The sequence below is a fragment of the Burkholderia cepacia GG4 genome, assembly GCF_000292915.1.
Taxonomy (GTDB): Bacteria; Pseudomonadota; Gammaproteobacteria; order Burkholderiales; family Burkholderiaceae; genus Burkholderia; species Burkholderia cepacia_D.
Window position 1 is genome coordinate 1,266,410 of the sequence record NC_018513.1, and the last position, 15,009, is coordinate 1,281,418.

Below are 15,009 nucleotides of genomic sequence, written 5' to 3' on the forward strand. Positions count from 1 at the left end.
CCGGTACGTCGATGACGAGACAGACACGATGTCGAAACAACGAACAAAGCGAGTGATCGGCAACTGGAAGATGCACGGCCGGCTGGCCGGCAACCAGGCGTTGCTGAACGAAGTGGTGCAGGGCGCGGGCGCGGTGGCGGCTGAAACGTCGATCGGCGTGTGCGTGCCGTTCCCGTATCTCGCGCAGGTTCAGGCGCAGCTTGGCGGCGGCCGTGTCGCGTTCGGTGCGCAGGACGTGTCCGCGCACGAGCAGGGCGCGTTCACCGGCGAAGTCGCGGCTGCGATGGTTGCGGAATTCGGCGCGCACTATACGATCGTCGGTCACTCGGAGCGTCGCGCATATCACGGCGAACGCAACGAGACGGTCGCCGCGAAGACGCAGCGCGCGCTCGCGGCCGGCCTCACGCCCGTCGTGTGCGTCGGCGAGACGCTCGACGAGCGCGAAGCGGGTGCGACCGAGCAGGTGGTCGGTGCGCAGCTCGACGCCGTGCTGGCCGTGCTGACGGCTGACGAGGCGGCACGCATCGTCGTCGCGTACGAGCCGGTCTGGGCGATCGGCACGGGCAAGAGCGCGACGTCGGCGCAGGCGCAGGATGTGCACGCGTTCCTGCGTGCGCGTCTCGTGGCGAAGGGCGCGGCGGACGTGTCCGTGCTGTATGGCGGCAGCGTGAAGCCGGACAACGCGGAAGAGCTGTTTGCGCAGCCGGACATCGACGGCGGCCTGATCGGCGGTGCGTCGTTGAAGGCGGAAGATTTCCTGGCGATCTGCCGGGCCGCACGTTGAGCGGTCCGGAATCGAATTGAACCATGATGGCGGCCGGTCGGTCCGGTCGCCTGATCCAATCGGGTGGGTGTGATGCTGTTATTCAAGACGCTGATTATTGTGGTGCAGGTGCTGTCTGCACTCGGTGTGATTGGTCTCGTGCTGCTGCAGCACGGCAAGGGTGCCGACATGGGCGCTGCGTTCGGCAGCGGCGCGTCGGGCAGCCTGTTCGGTGCGACGGGCTCGGCGAACTTCCTGTCGCGCACGACGGGCGTTCTCGCGACGATCTTCTTCGTCACGACGCTCGCGCTGACGTACCTCGGTTCGTACAAGTCGACGCCGTCGGCAGGCGTGCTGGGCGCGGCAGCGACCGCGCCGGCATCGGCGCCGGCAGCATCGGCACCGGCGGTTGCGGCATCCGCTGCCGCGGGTTCGGCTGCGAGTGCGCCGGGCCAGGACGTCCCGAAATAAAAAGTTAAAATTTTTGCGTTTGTGCGTTGAACAATTCTGGAAGTCAGGTTAGAATTTAATTCTTGAAGCGATTCGCGGGAAACAAGTAGCACAACCCGAGTTGCATGCAGTGCCGACGTGGTGAAATTGGTAGACACGCTATCTTGAGGGGGTAGTGGCGAAAGCTGTGCGAGTTCGAGTCTCGCCGTCGGCACCAAAGTTACTCAATGCCAGCCGCTTCTAGTGGCTGGCATTTTTCATTTCTGGGGTGTGCCTTGCGATTGTCTTGGGATCGCACGCACTCCGAAATGATTCCTTCCGCCGGAAGTGGTATTCTCCGGACGCTCAGAACCAACCGATAGAGGATTGCCTTGAACCTCGCAGCCTATTACCCCGTCTTGTTGTTCCTCCTCGTGGGCACTGGTTTAGGTATAGCGCTGGTCAGCATCGGCAAGCTCCTTGGTCCCAACAGGCCGGACGTCGAGAAGAACGCACCGTACGAGTGCGGCTTCGAAGCCTTTGAAGACGCCCGGATGAAATTCGACGTCCGGTACTACCTCGTCGCCATCCTGTTCATCATCTTCGATCTCGAAACCGCATTCCTGTTTCCGTGGGGCGTCGCGCTCCGGGACATCGGCTGGCCGGGTTTCATCGCAATGATGATTTTTCTGCTCGAATTCCTGCTGGGCTTTGCCTATATCTGGAAGAAAGGCGGGCTCGACTGGGAGTGATGGGTTAATCGCCGGTTTGCATGGGCGGCCACGCTGGGCCGCTCGTCTGGAGTGGAAAGCAAATGAGTATCGAAGGGGTCTTGAAGGAAGGGTTTGTCACCACGACGGCTGACAAGCTGATCAACTGGACGCGTACCGGCTCGCTGTGGCCGATGACGTTCGGGCTCGCGTGTTGCGCCGTCGAGATGATGCATGCGGGCGCGGCCCGTTACGACCTGGACCGGTTTGGCGTGGTGTTCCGTCCGAGTCCGCGTCAGTCGGACGTGATGATCGTTGCCGGCACGCTGTGCAACAAGATGGCGCCCGCACTGCGCCGTGTGTATGACCAGATGGCCGAGCCGCGTTGGGTGATCTCGATGGGGTCGTGCGCGAACGGCGGCGGTTACTACCACTACTCGTACTCGGTGGTCCGCGGCTGCGACCGGATCGTGCCGGTCGACGTCTACGTGCCGGGCTGTCCGCCCACGGCCGAGGCGCTGGTCTACGGCGTGATCCAGCTTCAGGCGAAGATCCGCCGCACCAATACCATCGCCCGTCAATAAAGCCCCGAGCGTCCCCTCAATATGGCAAGCAAAATCGAGACCCTCAAGGCAAACCTCGAAGCCGCGCTCGGCGCGCGCGTGGTGAGCCTCACCGAAGCGATCGGTGAACTGACGCTCGTCGTGAAGGCGAGCGATTACCTCGAAGTCGCAACGATGCTGCGCGACGATCCGAAGCTCCGTTTCGAGCAGCTGATCGACCTCTGCGGCGTCGACTACCAGACCTACGGCGACGGCGCCTATGACGGCCCGCGTTTCGCGGCCGTGTCGCAGCTGCTGTCGGTCACGAACAACTGGCGCCTGCGCCTGCGCGTGTTCGCGCCGGACGACGATCTGCCGATCGTGGCATCGGTCGTCGATATCTGGACCTCCGCAAACTGGTACGAGCGCGAAGCGTTCGATCTGTACGGCCTCGTGTTCGAGGGGCACCCCGACCTGCGCCGCATCCTCACCGACTACGGCTTCATCGGTCATCCGTTCCGCAAGGACTTCCCGGTGTCGGGCTATGTCGAAATGCGTTACGACCCGGAAGAGAAGCGGGTCGTCTACCAGCCGGTGACGATCGAGCCGCGCGAAATCACGCCGCGCGTGATCCGCGAGGATCGCTATGGCGGTCTGAAACATTAAGGGGGCGTCATGGCAGAAATCAAGAACTACACCCTCAACTTCGGTCCGCAGCACCCGGCAGCGCACGGCGTGCTGCGCCTGGTGCTCGAGCTCGACGGCGAAGTCATCCAGCGCGCCGATCCGCACATCGGCCTGCTGCATCGCGCGACTGAAAAGCTCGCGGAAAGCAAGACCTTCATCCAGTCCGTGCCGTACATGGACCGTCTCGACTACGTGTCGATGATGGTCAACGAGCACGGCTACGTGCTCGCGATCGAGCGTCTGCTCGGCATCGACGTGCCGGAGCGCGCGCAGTACATCCGCGTGCTGTTCGACGAGATCACGCGCGTGCTGAACCACCTGATGTGGATCGGCGCGCACGCACTCGACGTCGGCGCGATGGCCGTGTTCCTGTATGCATTCCGCGAACGCGAAGACCTGATGGACGTGTACGAAGCGGTGTCCGGTGCCCGGATGCACGCGGCGTACTACCGCCCGGGCGGCGTCTATCGCGACCTGCCTGACGCAATGCCGCAATACAAGGCGTCGAAGATTCGCAACGAGAAGGCGCTCGCGAAGATGAACGAATCGCGCAGCGGCTCGGTGCTCGACTTCATCGACGACTTCTTCACGCGTTTCCCGAAGTGCGTCGACGAATACGAAACGCTGCTGACCGACAACCGGATCTGGAAGCAGCGTCTGGTCGGGATCGGCGTCGTCAGCCCGGAACGTGCGCTGCAGATGGGCCTGACGGGCCCGATGCTGCGCGGCTCGGGTATCGCATGGGATCTGCGCAAGAAGCAGCCGTACGAAGTGTACGATCGCATGGATTTCGATGTGCCGGTCGGCGTGAACGGCGATTGCTACGACCGCTATCTGGTGCGCGTCGAAGAAATGCGCCAGTCGATCCGCATCGCGAAACAGTGTATTGAGTGGCTCCGCAAGAATCCGGGCCCCGTGATGACCGACAATCACAAGGTTGCGCCGCCGTCGCGCGTCGGCATGAAGACCAACATGGAAGACTTGATTCACCACTTCAAGCTCTTCACCGAAGGTTTTCACGTGCCGGAAGGCGAAGCGTACGCAGCGGTCGAGCATCCGAAGGGCGAATTCGGCATCTACCTCGTGTCGGACGGTGCCAACAAGCCGTATCGCCTCAAGATTCGCGCTCCGGGCTTCGCGCACCTGGCGTCGCTCGACGAAATGGCGCGCGGTCACATGATCGCCGACGCCGTCACGATCATCGGTACGCAGGACATCGTGTTCGGCGAGATCGATCGCTAATGGTTGCGCCGCCTGCGCGAGCGGGCGGCGAGCAGTAAGTCACACGCGATGCGCGCTGAACCGGCGCGGCTTCGTAAGCTGTCAACAGTGAGCGCCAGGTCTGCCGTCCATGCACTGCAGTGCGGCAGGTTGTTCGTTCGGTAGGAATTGAAAGAGTCGTGTCTGAAAATGATCTCAGCTGAAGGCCTGAAGGAAATCGATCGAGCGTTGACGAAGTATCCCGCCGATCAGAAACAGTCCGCCGTGATGTCGGCGTTGGCCGTCGCTCAGGAAGAGCACGGCTGGCTGTCGCCCGAACTGATGCAGTTCGTCGCGGACTATCTCGGCATGCCGGCCGTTGCCGTGCAGGAAGTCGCGACGTTCTACACGATGTACGAGCTCAACCCGGTCGGCAAGCACAAGATCACGCTCTGCACGAACCTCCCGTGCCAGCTGGGTCCGCACGGCGGCGCCGAGGCGACGGCCGACTACCTGAAACAGAAGCTGGGCATCGGCTTCGGCGAGACCACGCCCGACGGCAAGTTCACGCTGAAGGAAGGCGAATGCATGGGCTCGTGCGGCGATGCGCCGGTGCTGCTGGTGAACAACCACAGAATGTGCAGCTTCATGAGCCGCGAGAAGATCGACCAGCTGCTTGAGGAACTTTCGAAATGACGTCCCTCCACGACCGTCACATCAAACCGCTGATCCTCGCCGGTCTGAACGGCGAGAACTGGCATCTCGAAGATTACGTCGCGCGCGGCGGCTACAAGCAGCTGCGCCGCATTCTCGAAGAGAAGATTCCGCCCGAGCAGGTGATCGCCGACGTGAAGGCGTCGGGCCTGCGTGGCCGTGGCGGTGCGGGCTTCCCGACCGGCCTGAAGTGGAGCTTCATGCCGCGTCAGTTCCCGGGGCAGAAGTACCTCGTCTGCAACTCGGACGAAGGCGAGCCGGGCACGTTCAAGGATCGCGACATCCTGCGCTGGAACCCGCATGCGCTGATCGAAGGCATGGCCATCGGCGCGTACGCGATGGGCATCACCGTCGGCTACAACTACATCCACGGCGAAATCTTCGAAGTGTATCGACGCTTCGAGGCGGCGCTCGATGAAGCGCGCGCTGCCGGTTTCCTCGGCGACAACATCATGGGCTCGGAATTCTCGTTCCAGCTGCACGCGCACCACGGTTACGGCGCGTACATCTGCGGCGAGGAAACGGCGCTGCTCGAGTCGCTCGAAGGCAAGAAGGGCCAGCCGCGCTTCAAGCCGCCGTTCCCGGCGAGCTTCGGCGTGTACGGCAAGCCGACCACGATCAACAACACCGAGACGTTCGCCGCGGTGCCGTTCCTGCTGACCATCGGGCCGCAGAATTACCTCGAGATCGGCAAGCCGAACAACGGCGGCACGAAGATTTTCTCGGTGTCGGGCGACGTCGAGCGTCCGGGCAACTATGAAGTGCCGCTCGGCACGCCGTTCGCGACGCTGATGGAGCTCGCCGGCGGGATGCGCGGCGGCAGGAAGATCAAGGCCGTGATTCCGGGCGGCTCGTCGGCGCCGGTGATCCCGGGCGACATCATGATGCAGACCGATCTCGATTACGACTCGATCGCGAAGGCGGGCTCGATGCTCGGCTCCGGCGCGGTGATCGTGATGGACGAGACGCGCTGCATGGTGCGTTCGCTGCTGCGCCTGTCGTACTTCTACTACGAGGAATCGTGCGGCCAGTGCACGCCGTGCCGCGAAGGCACCGGCTGGCTGTATCGCGTCGTGAATCGTATCGAGCATGGCGAAGGCCGCCAGGAAGATCTGGACCTGCTGAATTCGGTTGCCGAGAACATCATGGGCCGCACGATCTGCGCGCTCGGCGATGCGGCGGCGATGCCGGTACGCGGGATGCTCAAGCATTACTGGGACGAATTCGCGTACCACGTCGAGCACAAGCATTGCATGGTCGGCGGCCACGCGCACGCGGCGGCAGCCTGAAGCGAAGCACCCGGTTGCGGAATTTGAGCGCACGGTCGGGCGAAGGCGCGAACGGGCGGAAATAGGTTAAGGACCATTCACCATCATGGTTGAACTTGAAATAGACGGCAAGAAGGTCGAGGTGCCCGAAGGCAGCATGGTGATCCAGGCTGCGCACAAGGCGGATACGTACATTCCTCACTTCTGCTATCACAAGAAACTGTCGGTTGCGGCCAACTGCCGGATGTGTCTCGTCGAAGTCGAGAAGATGCCGAAGGCCGTACCTGCCTGCGCGACGCCCGTGTCGGCCGGCATGATCGTGCACACGCAGTCCGACAAGGCCGTGAAGGCGCAGCAGTCGGTGATGGAATTCCTCCTCATCAACCACCCGCTCGACTGCCCGATCTGCGATCAGGGCGGTGAATGCCAGCTGCAGGATCTGGCGGTCGGCTACGGCAAGTCGTCGTCGCGCTACTCGGAAGAGAAGCGCGTGGTGTTCCACAAGAACGTGGGCCCGCTGATTTCGATGGAAGAAATGTCGCGCTGCATCCACTGCACGCGCTGCGTCCGCTTCGGCCAGGAAGTCGCCGGCGTGATGGAGCTCGGCATGCTGGGCCGCGGCGAGCACTCGGAAATCACGACGTTCGTCGGCAAGACGGTCGACTCCGAACTGTCGGGCAACATGATCGACCTGTGCCCGGTCGGCGCGCTGACCAGCAAGCCGTTCCGCTACAGCGCCCGTACGTGGGAACTGTCGCGCCGCAAGTCGGTGAGCCCGCACGATTCCGTCGGCGCGAACCTCGTCGTGCAGGTGAAGAACAACCGCGTGATGCGCGTGTTGCCGTTCGAGAACGAAGCGATCAACGAATGCTGGATCTCGGACAAGGATCGTTTCTCGTACGAAGGCCTGAACAGCGAAGAGCGCCTGACGAAGCCGATGCTGAAGCAGGGCGGCCAGTGGATCGAAACCGACTGGCAGACCGCGCTCGAGTATGTCGCGAAGGGCCTGAAGGGTATCGCGGCGGATCACGGCGCGAACGCGCTGGCGATGCTCGCGAGCGCGCACAGCACGGCTGAAGAGCTGTTCCTCGTGAAGCAGCTGGCCAACGAACTGAAGACGCCGAACGTCGACTTCCGTCTGCGTCAGCAAGATTTCTCGGCACCGGTCCAGGGCGCGCCGTGGCTCGGCATGCCGATCGCCGACCTGTCGAACGTGGATGCCGCGTTCGTCGTCGGTTCGTTCCTGCGCCGCGACCATCCGCTGTTCGCCGCACGCCTGCGTCAGGCTGCGAAGAACGGTGCGAAGCTGCACTTCCTGCACGCGACCGCTGACGACTCGCTGATCCCGACCGCGAAGCGCATCGTCGCCGCGCCGTCGGCATGGCTCGACGAACTGGCTGGCGTCGCCGCAGCCGTCGCGCAACTGCGCGGCGTCGCGCTGCCCGATACGCTCGCGGGTGTTACGGCATCGCCGGCTGCGCAGGCTGTCGCACAGTCGCTCGCGAATGGCGAGCGCCGCGCGGTGCTGCTCGGCAACGTGGCCGTCCGTCATCCGGAATTCGCGAAGCTGCACGCCGTTGCACAGTGGATCGCCGAGAACACCGGCGCCACGTTCGGCTTCCTGACGGAAGCGGCGAACACGGTCGGCGCGCACGTCGTCGGCGCACTGCCGGGCGAAGGCGGCCTGAACGCACGCGAAGCGTTCGCGCAGCCGCGCAAGGGCTACGTGCTGCTGAACGTCGAGCCGGAATTCGACACGGCCGATCCGGCGCAGGCGCTTGCCGCGCTGAACCAGGCCGAAATGGTCGTCGTGATGTCGCCGTTCAAGCACGGCCTCGATTACGCCGACGTGCTGCTGCCGATCGCTCCGTTCACGGAAACGGCTGGCACGTACGTGAACGCGGAAGGCTCGGTGCAGAGCTTCAACGGCGTCGTGCGTCCGCTCGGCGACACGCGTCCGGCGTGGAAGGTGCTGCGCGTGCTCGGCAGCCTGCTGGGCCTGCCGAACTTCGAATACGAGACGTCCGAAGAAGTGCGCCTCGCGGCGCTCGGCGACGCAGGCGTCGCGAGCCGCCTGTCGAACCAGGCGTCGGTCGCGCCGGCACGCGTCGCGGCGAATGCCGCGAACGGCGGCTTCGAGCGCCTCGCCGACGTGCCGATCTATCATGCCGACGCACTCGTGCGCCGTGCAGATTCGCTGCACCTGACGGCTGCCGCGAAGGTGGCGAACGCCGCAGCCCTGCCGGCCGCGCTGTTCGACAAGCTGGGCTTGAAGGAAGGCGACGCGGTGCGCGTGCGCCAGGGCGAGCGTGCGGTGCAGTTGCCGGCCGTGCGCGACGCGAATCTTGCGGAGACGGTCGTTCGCGTGTCGGCGGCAACGCCTGCCGGCGCAGCGCTCGGCAGCCTGTCCGGTGAACTGGTGGTGGAGAAGGCGTAAATGAGCTTGTTCGATACGATCAACGCGGGCGGCGCCCAGCTTCTCGGCGTCGCGTGGCCGACGGTGTGGGCAATCGTTCGCATCCTCGTCGTCTCCGTCGTCATCCTGCTGTGCGTCGCGTACCTGATTCTGTGGGAACGCAAGCTGATCGGCTGGATGCACGTACGTCTCGGCCCGAACCGCGTCGGCCCCGGCGGCCTGTTGCAGCCGATTGCCGACGTGCTGAAGCTGCTGCTGAAAGAAGTGATTCAGCCGAGCGCCGCCAGCCGCTGGCTGTACCTGATCGCGCCGGTCATGACCGTCGTGCCGGCGTTCGCCGTGTGGGCGGTGATTCCGTTCCAGGCCAAGGCCGTGCTCGCGAACATCAACGCGGGCCTGCTGTACGCGATGGCGATCTCGTCGATCGGCGTGTATGCGGTGATCCTCGCGGGCTGGGCGTCGAACTCGAAGTACGCATTCCTCGGTGCGATGCGTGCCGCGGCGCAGATGGTCTCGTACGAAATCTCGATGGGCTTTGCGCTGGTGCTCGTGCTGATGACGGCCGGCAGCCTGAACATGTCGGAAATCGTCAATTCGCAGCAGCATGGCTTCTTCGCCGGCCACGGCGTGAACTTCCTGTCGTGGAACTGGCTGCCGCTCCTGCCGGCGTTCGTCGTCTACTTCATCTCGGGCATCGCCGAAACGAACCGTCACCCGTTCGACGTGGTGGAAGGGGAGTCGGAGATCGTCGCGGGCCACATGATCGATTACTCGGGCATGGCGTTCGCGCTGTTCTTCCTCGCCGAGTACATCAACATGATCGTGATCTCGGCGCTCGCTGCAACGCTGTTCCTCGGCGGCTGGGATGCACCGTTCGAATTCCTGTCGTTCATTCCGGGCATCTTCTGGCTGGTGCTGAAGGTGTTCGCGCTGCTGTCGGTGTTCATCTGGGTTCGCGCAACGTTCCCGCGCTACCGTTACGACCAGATCATGCGTCTGGGCTGGAAGGTGTTCCTGCCCGTCACGGTGATCTGGGTGGTCGTGGTCGGCTTCTGGATGATGTCGCCGCTCAACATCTGGGTGAAGTAAAGATCGGACGAAATCATGACGGCAATCCAACACTTCTTTAAGACCTTCTTCCTGACGGAACTGCTGAAGGGGCTCGCGCTGACCGGTCGTTACACGTTCAAGCGCAAGGTCACCGTGCAGTTCCCGGAAGAGAAGACCCCGATTTCGCCGCGTTTCCGCGGGCTGCATGCGCTGCGCCGCTACGAGAACGGCGAAGAGCGCTGCATCGCGTGCAAGCTCTGCGAGGCCGTGTGCCCCGCAATGGCGATCACGATCGAATCGGAAACGCGCGCGGACAACACGCGCCGCACGACGCGCTACGACATCGACCTGACGAAGTGCATCTTCTGCGGTTTCTGCGAAGAGAGCTGCCCGGTCGATTCGATCGTCGAGACGCAGATTCTCGAGTACCACGGCGAAAAGCGCGGCGACCTGTATTTCACGAAGGAAATGCTGCTCGCGGTGGGCGATCGCTACGAGAAGGACATCGCTGCGGCGAAGGCTGCCGACGCGCCGTATCGTTGATTGTGTTTGCAGTGCCGGCCCGGCATGAACGGGCCGAGCCGCCGCGACGGGTGCGGCACGCGAGAGCGTCCCGCAAGCCGCGCCTGACTATGGCCTAACGATGAACCGGTAATCATGGAATTCACGACCGTACTGTTCTACATCTTCGCGCTGCTCCTGGTGGTATCAGGGCTGAAGGTGATCACTTCGCGCAACCCGGTGGCGTCTGCGCTTTTCCTTGTGCTGGCGTTCTTCAACGCCGCCGCGATCTGGATGCTGCTGGAAGCGGAGTTCCTCGCGATCCTGCTGGTGCTGGTGTACGTGGGCGCCGTGATGGTGCTGTTCCTGTTCGTCGTGATGATGCTGGACATCAACATCGATTACCTGCGCCGCGACTTCAAGCGCTTCGTACCGATGGCAACGGTGGTCGGCGCGATCATCGTGGTCGAGACCGCGCTGATCCTGTGGCGCGGCTACGGCGACACGCACACGGTGCACGCCATGGCGACGGGCGCGATGGCCGACTGGTCGAATACGCGACTGATCGGCAAGGTGATCTACACCGACTACATCTTCGCGTTTGAAATCGCCGGCCTGGTGCTGCTGGTCGCGATCATCGCCGCGATCGGGCTGACCGAGCGCAAGGGCAAGGACAGCAAGCGCCAGCGCGTGTCGGATCAGGTCAAGGTGCGTCGCGACGACCGCGTGCGCCTCGTGAAGATGGAAGCGGAAAAGCCGCAGCCGGAAACGGCGCAGAGCGAAGCCGGTTCGAGCACCAACGGCTAAGCGGAGGAAAAGAAAATCATGCTGACTCTTGCTCACTACCTCGTGCTCGGCGCGATCCTCTTTGCGATCGCGATCGTCGGGATCTTCCTGAACCGCCGCAACATCATCATCATCCTGATGGCGATCGAATTGATGCTGCTGGCGGTGAACACCAACTTCGTCGCGTTCTCGCACTACCTCGGCGACGTGCACGGCCAGATCTTCGTGTTCTTCGTGCTGACTGTCGCCGCAGCGGAAGCCGCGATCGGTCTCGCGATTCTGGTGACCCTGTTCCGTAAGCTCGACACGATCAATGTCGAGGATCTCGATCAGCTCAAAGGTTAATTTCAGGCAACGCTGTTATGTCAACGACACTCAATGAAAACCTGCTGCTGGCGATTCCGCTCGCTCCGCTGGCCGGCTCGCTGATTGCGGGGCTGTTCGGGAACGCAGTCGGGCGCAAGGGCGCACACCGGATCACGATCCTCGGCGTAATGATCGCGTTCCTCCTGTCGGCGAAAGTCTTCTTCGACGTGATGGGCGGCGCAAGCTTCAACGCGACCGTCTATGAATGGATGAACGTCGGCTCGCTGAAACTCGAAGTCGGCTTCCTCGTCGATTCGCTGACCGCGATGATGATGGTCGTCGTGACCTTCGTCTCGCTGATGGTGCACATCTACACGATCGGCTACATGGCGGAAGAAGACGGCTACCAGCGCTTCTTCTCGTACATCTCGCTGTTCACGTTCTCGATGCTGATGCTCGTGATGAGCAACAACTTCCTGCAGCTGTTCTTCGGCTGGGAAGCGGTGGGTCTGGTGTCGTACCTGCTGATCGGCTTCTACTTCACGCGTGAGAGCGCGATCTACGCGAACATGAAGGCGTTCCTCGTGAACCGCGTGGGCGACTTCGGCTTCCTGCTGGGCATCGGCCTGCTGCTCGCGTTCGCGGGTTCGATGAACTACGGCGAAGTGTTCGCGAAGCGTGCCGAGCTCGCGAGCCTGCACTTCCCGGGCACCGACTGGGGCCTGCTGACCGTTGCCTGTATCTGCCTGTTCATCGGCGCGATGGGCAAGTCGGCGCAGTTCCCGCTGCACGTGTGGCTGCCTGACTCGATGGAAGGCCCGACCCCGATCTCGGCGCTGATTCACGCGGCGACGATGGTGACGGCCGGCATCTTCATGGTGTCGCGCATGTCGCCGCTGTTCGAGCTGTCGGACACCGCGCTGTCGTTCGTCACGGTGATCGGCGCGATCACGGCGCTGTTCATGGGCTTCCTCGGCATCATCCAGAACGACATCAAGCGGGTGGTCGCCTACTCGACGCTGTCGCAGCTCGGCTACATGACGGTCGCGCTCGGCGTGTCCGCGTACCCGGTCGCGTTGTTCCACCTGATGACGCACGCGTTCTTCAAGGCGCTGCTGTTCCTCGGCGCCGGCTCGGTGATCATGGGCATGCACCACGACCAGGACATCCGCAACATGGGCGGCCTGCGCAAGTACATGCCGATCACGTGGATCACGTCGCTCGTCGGTTCGCTCGCGCTGATCGGTACGCCGTTCTTCTCGGGCTTCTACTCGAAGGACTCGATCATCGACGCGGTGAAGCTGTCGCACCTGCCGGGTTCGGGCTTCGCGTACTTCGCGGTCGTCGCGAGCGTGTTCGTCACGGCGCTGTATTCGTTCCGCATGTACTTCCTGGTGTTCCACGGCGAAGAGCGCTTCCGCAAGCCGAAGCATCCGGAATCGCCGATGGGCATGGCGGCCGCGCACGGCCACGACGACCACGGCCATGGCCACGGTCATGACGACCACGCGCACGAGCCGCACGAGACCCCGTGGGTCGTGTGGGTGCCGCTGGTCCTGCTGGCGATCCCGTCGGTGATCATCGGTGCGATCGCGGTCGGCCCGATGCTGTTCGGCGACTTCTTCCAGCACGGCGTCGCATTCGACAAGGTGATCTTCATCGGCGAAAACCATCCGGCGCTGGCCGAGATGGCCGAAGAGTTCCACGGCTGGGTCGGCATGGGCCTGCACTCGGTGTCGGGCCTGCCGGTCTGGCTGGCGCTCGCCGGTGTTGTCGTCGCCTGGTTCCTGTACCTGAAGCGTCCGGAGCTGCCGGCGTCGATCCGCCGCGCGTTCGGTCCGATCTACACGCTGCTGGACAACAAGTACTACATGGACAAGATCAACGAAGTGGTGTTCGCCCGTGGTTCGGTGGCGATCGGCCGCGGCCTGTGGAAGGAAGGTGACGTCGTCGTGATCGACGGCCTCGTCAACGGCAGCGCCCGGTTCATCGGCTGGTTCGCCAGCGTGATCCGCTTCCTCCAATCCGGTTACATCTATCACTACGCGTTCGCCATGATCATCGGCATGCTGGGGCTCCTGACCCTGTTTGTAACGCTCGGCGGCAAATAAGGCGGGGGACAACTTAATGCACGCTTTTCCGATTCTCAGTACCGCGATCTGGCTGCCGATCGTTTTCGGCCTCCTCGTGCTCGCGGTAGGTAACGACAAAAATCCGGGGACGGCCCGCTGGGTCGCGCTGATCGGTTCGCTGCTCGGTCTCGCGGTCACGATCCCGCTGATCACGGGCTTCGACTCGAGCACGGCCGCGCTGCAGTTCGTCGAGAAGTCGACCTGGATCGAACGCTTCGACATCGCGTATCACCTCGGCGTCGACGGCATCTCGATGTGGTTCGTCGTGCTGACTGCGCTGATCACGGTGATCGTCGTGATCTCCGCTTGGGAAGTGATCACCGAGAACGTCGCGCAGTACCTCGCGGCCTTCCTGATCCTGTCCGGGATCATGATCGGCGTGTTCTCGGCGGCCGACGGCCTGCTGTTCTACGTGTTCTTCGAAGCGACCCTGATCCCGATGTACATCATCATCGGCGTGTGGGGCGGCCCGAACCGCGTGTATGCGGCATTCAAGTTCTTCCTGTACACGCTGGCCGGCTCGCTGCTGATGCTGGTCGCGCTGATCTACCTGTACACGCAGACGCATTCGTTCGACCTCGCGACGTGGCAGAACGCCAAGATCGCGATGACGCCGCAGATCCTGCTGTTCATAGCGTTCTTCCTCGCGTTTGCGGTGAAGGTGCCGATGTGGCCGGTGCACACCTGGCTGCCGGACGCGCACGTGGAAGCGCCGACGGGCGGCTCGGTCGTGCTGGCGGCGATCATGCTGAAGCTCGGCGCGTACGGTTTCCTGCGCTTCTCGATGCCGATCACGCCTGACGCAAGCCACTTCCTGGCACCGGTCGTGATCACGCTGTCGCTGATCGCGGTGATCTACATCGGCCTCGTCGCGATGGTGCAGTCCGACATGAAGAAGCTGGTCGCGTATTCGTCGATCGCGCACATGGGCTTCGTCACGCTCGGCTTCTTCATCTTCAACCAGCTCGGCGTCGAAGGCGCGATCATCCAGATGATCTCGCACGGCTTCGTGTCGGGCGCGATGTTCCTGTGCATCGGCGTGCTGTATGACCGCCTGCACTCGCGCCAGATCGCCGATTACGGCGGTGTCGTCAACGTGATGCCGAAGTTCGCGGCATTCGCGATGCTGTTCTCGATGGCCAACTGCGGCCTGCCGGGTACCTCGGGTTTCGTCGGCGAGTTCATGGTGATTCTCGCGGCCGTCCAGTACAACTTCTGGATCGCGTTCGGCGCGGCATTCACGCTGATCCTCGGCGCTGCCTACACGCTGTGGATGTACAAGCGCGTGTACTTCGGCGCGGTTGCGAACGATCACGTTGCCAAGCTGACGGACATCGGCCGTCGCGAATTCGTGATGCTGGCCGTGCTCGCCGCGTTCACGATGCTGATGGGCCTGTATCCGAAGCCTTTCACCGACGTGATGCACGTTTCCGTGGAAAACCTCCTCTCCCATGTCGCGCAGTCGAAGCTGCCGCTGGCCCAGTAATCGCGAGCGGAGGAACTCA

The 15,009-nt window shown here is 63.1% G+C and carries 15 protein-coding genes and 1 tRNA gene; all 16 read left to right on the top strand.

Annotation, left to right across the window (positions count from 1 at the left end; all coding sequences use genetic code 11):
* Nucleotides 1-28: 28 nt before the first annotated feature.
* The 16 genes from tpiA (at nucleotide 29) to GEM_RS05825 (ending at nucleotide 14,990) form a co-directional block, all read left to right on the top strand.
* Nucleotides 29-784 (top strand): triose-phosphate isomerase, encoded by a 756-nt coding sequence (tpiA, locus tag GEM_RS05750; protein ID WP_014896501.1) that lies wholly within the window; start codon nucleotides 29-31, stop codon nucleotides 782-784.
* A gap of 72 nt (nucleotides 785-856) precedes the next feature.
* On the top strand, nucleotides 857-1,234 hold the full coding sequence (gene secG / locus GEM_RS05755; RefSeq protein ID WP_014896502.1) for a preprotein translocase subunit SecG: 378 nt from the start codon (nucleotides 857-859) through the stop codon (nucleotides 1,232-1,234).
* A gap of 111 nt (nucleotides 1,235-1,345) precedes the next feature.
* Nucleotides 1,346-1,430: transfer RNA gene (locus GEM_RS05760), tRNA-Leu, on the top strand.
* A 154-nt stretch (nucleotides 1,431-1,584) separates the two neighbouring features.
* Complete coding sequence (locus GEM_RS05765) at nucleotides 1,585-1,944, top strand: NADH-quinone oxidoreductase subunit A (RefSeq protein ID WP_010091191.1); 360 nt, start codon at nucleotides 1,585-1,587, stop codon at nucleotides 1,942-1,944.
* A 62-nt stretch (nucleotides 1,945-2,006) separates the two neighbouring features.
* Nucleotides 2,007-2,486: a NuoB/complex I 20 kDa subunit family protein gene (locus GEM_RS05770; RefSeq protein WP_006398799.1), complete on the top strand. Its 480-nt coding sequence runs from the start codon at nucleotides 2,007-2,009 to the stop codon at nucleotides 2,484-2,486.
* Between the two features lie 21 nt (nucleotides 2,487-2,507).
* On the top strand, nucleotides 2,508-3,110 hold the full coding sequence (locus tag GEM_RS05775; protein WP_014896503.1) for an NADH-quinone oxidoreductase subunit C: 603 nt from the start codon (nucleotides 2,508-2,510) through the stop codon (nucleotides 3,108-3,110).
* A gap of 9 nt (nucleotides 3,111-3,119) precedes the next feature.
* Nucleotides 3,120-4,373, top strand: coding sequence for an NADH-quinone oxidoreductase subunit D (locus GEM_RS05780; RefSeq protein ID WP_014896504.1), 1,254 nt, complete (start codon nucleotides 3,120-3,122; stop codon nucleotides 4,371-4,373).
* 168 nt (nucleotides 4,374-4,541) lie between these two features.
* Nucleotides 4,542-5,027: an NADH-quinone oxidoreductase subunit NuoE gene (gene nuoE / locus GEM_RS05785; protein WP_006756903.1), complete on the top strand. Its 486-nt coding sequence runs from the start codon at nucleotides 4,542-4,544 to the stop codon at nucleotides 5,025-5,027.
* Nucleotides 5,024-6,334, top strand: a complete 1,311-nt coding sequence (gene nuoF, locus GEM_RS05790) for an NADH-quinone oxidoreductase subunit NuoF (protein WP_014896505.1) — start codon at nucleotides 5,024-5,026, stop codon at nucleotides 6,332-6,334. The genes nuoE and nuoF overlap by 4 nt, the downstream gene beginning before the upstream one ends.
* Before the next feature lie 85 nt (nucleotides 6,335-6,419).
* Entirely contained in the window at nucleotides 6,420-8,750 is a 2,331-nt protein-coding gene (nuoG, locus tag GEM_RS05795) for an NADH-quinone oxidoreductase subunit NuoG (protein WP_014896506.1), read from the top strand.
* Nucleotides 8,751-9,818 carry an NADH-quinone oxidoreductase subunit NuoH gene (gene nuoH / locus GEM_RS05800; protein ID WP_014896507.1) on the top strand — a complete coding sequence of 356 codons (1,068 nt, stop codon included), beginning with the start codon at nucleotides 8,751-8,753 and terminating at the stop codon, nucleotides 9,816-9,818.
* Between the two features lie 15 nt (nucleotides 9,819-9,833).
* Nucleotides 9,834-10,322 carry an NADH-quinone oxidoreductase subunit NuoI gene (gene nuoI, locus GEM_RS05805; RefSeq protein WP_014896508.1) on the top strand — a complete coding sequence of 163 codons (489 nt, stop codon included), beginning with the start codon at nucleotides 9,834-9,836 and terminating at the stop codon, nucleotides 10,320-10,322.
* A gap of 114 nt (nucleotides 10,323-10,436) precedes the next feature.
* On the top strand, nucleotides 10,437-11,087 hold the full coding sequence (locus GEM_RS05810; protein ID WP_014896509.1) for an NADH-quinone oxidoreductase subunit J: 651 nt from the start codon (nucleotides 10,437-10,439) through the stop codon (nucleotides 11,085-11,087).
* An 18-nt stretch (nucleotides 11,088-11,105) separates the two neighbouring features.
* Entirely contained in the window at nucleotides 11,106-11,411 is a 306-nt protein-coding gene (gene nuoK, locus GEM_RS05815) for an NADH-quinone oxidoreductase subunit NuoK (RefSeq protein WP_004185739.1), read from the top strand.
* 17 nt (nucleotides 11,412-11,428) lie between these two features.
* Nucleotides 11,429-13,483 (top strand): NADH-quinone oxidoreductase subunit L, encoded by a 2,055-nt coding sequence (gene nuoL, locus GEM_RS05820; RefSeq protein ID WP_014896510.1) that lies wholly within the window; start codon nucleotides 11,429-11,431, stop codon nucleotides 13,481-13,483.
* A gap of 16 nt (nucleotides 13,484-13,499) precedes the next feature.
* Nucleotides 13,500-14,990, top strand: coding sequence for an NADH-quinone oxidoreductase subunit M (locus tag GEM_RS05825; protein ID WP_014896511.1), 1,491 nt, complete (start codon nucleotides 13,500-13,502; stop codon nucleotides 14,988-14,990).
* The last annotated feature ends 19 nt before the right edge of the window (nucleotides 14,991-15,009 follow it).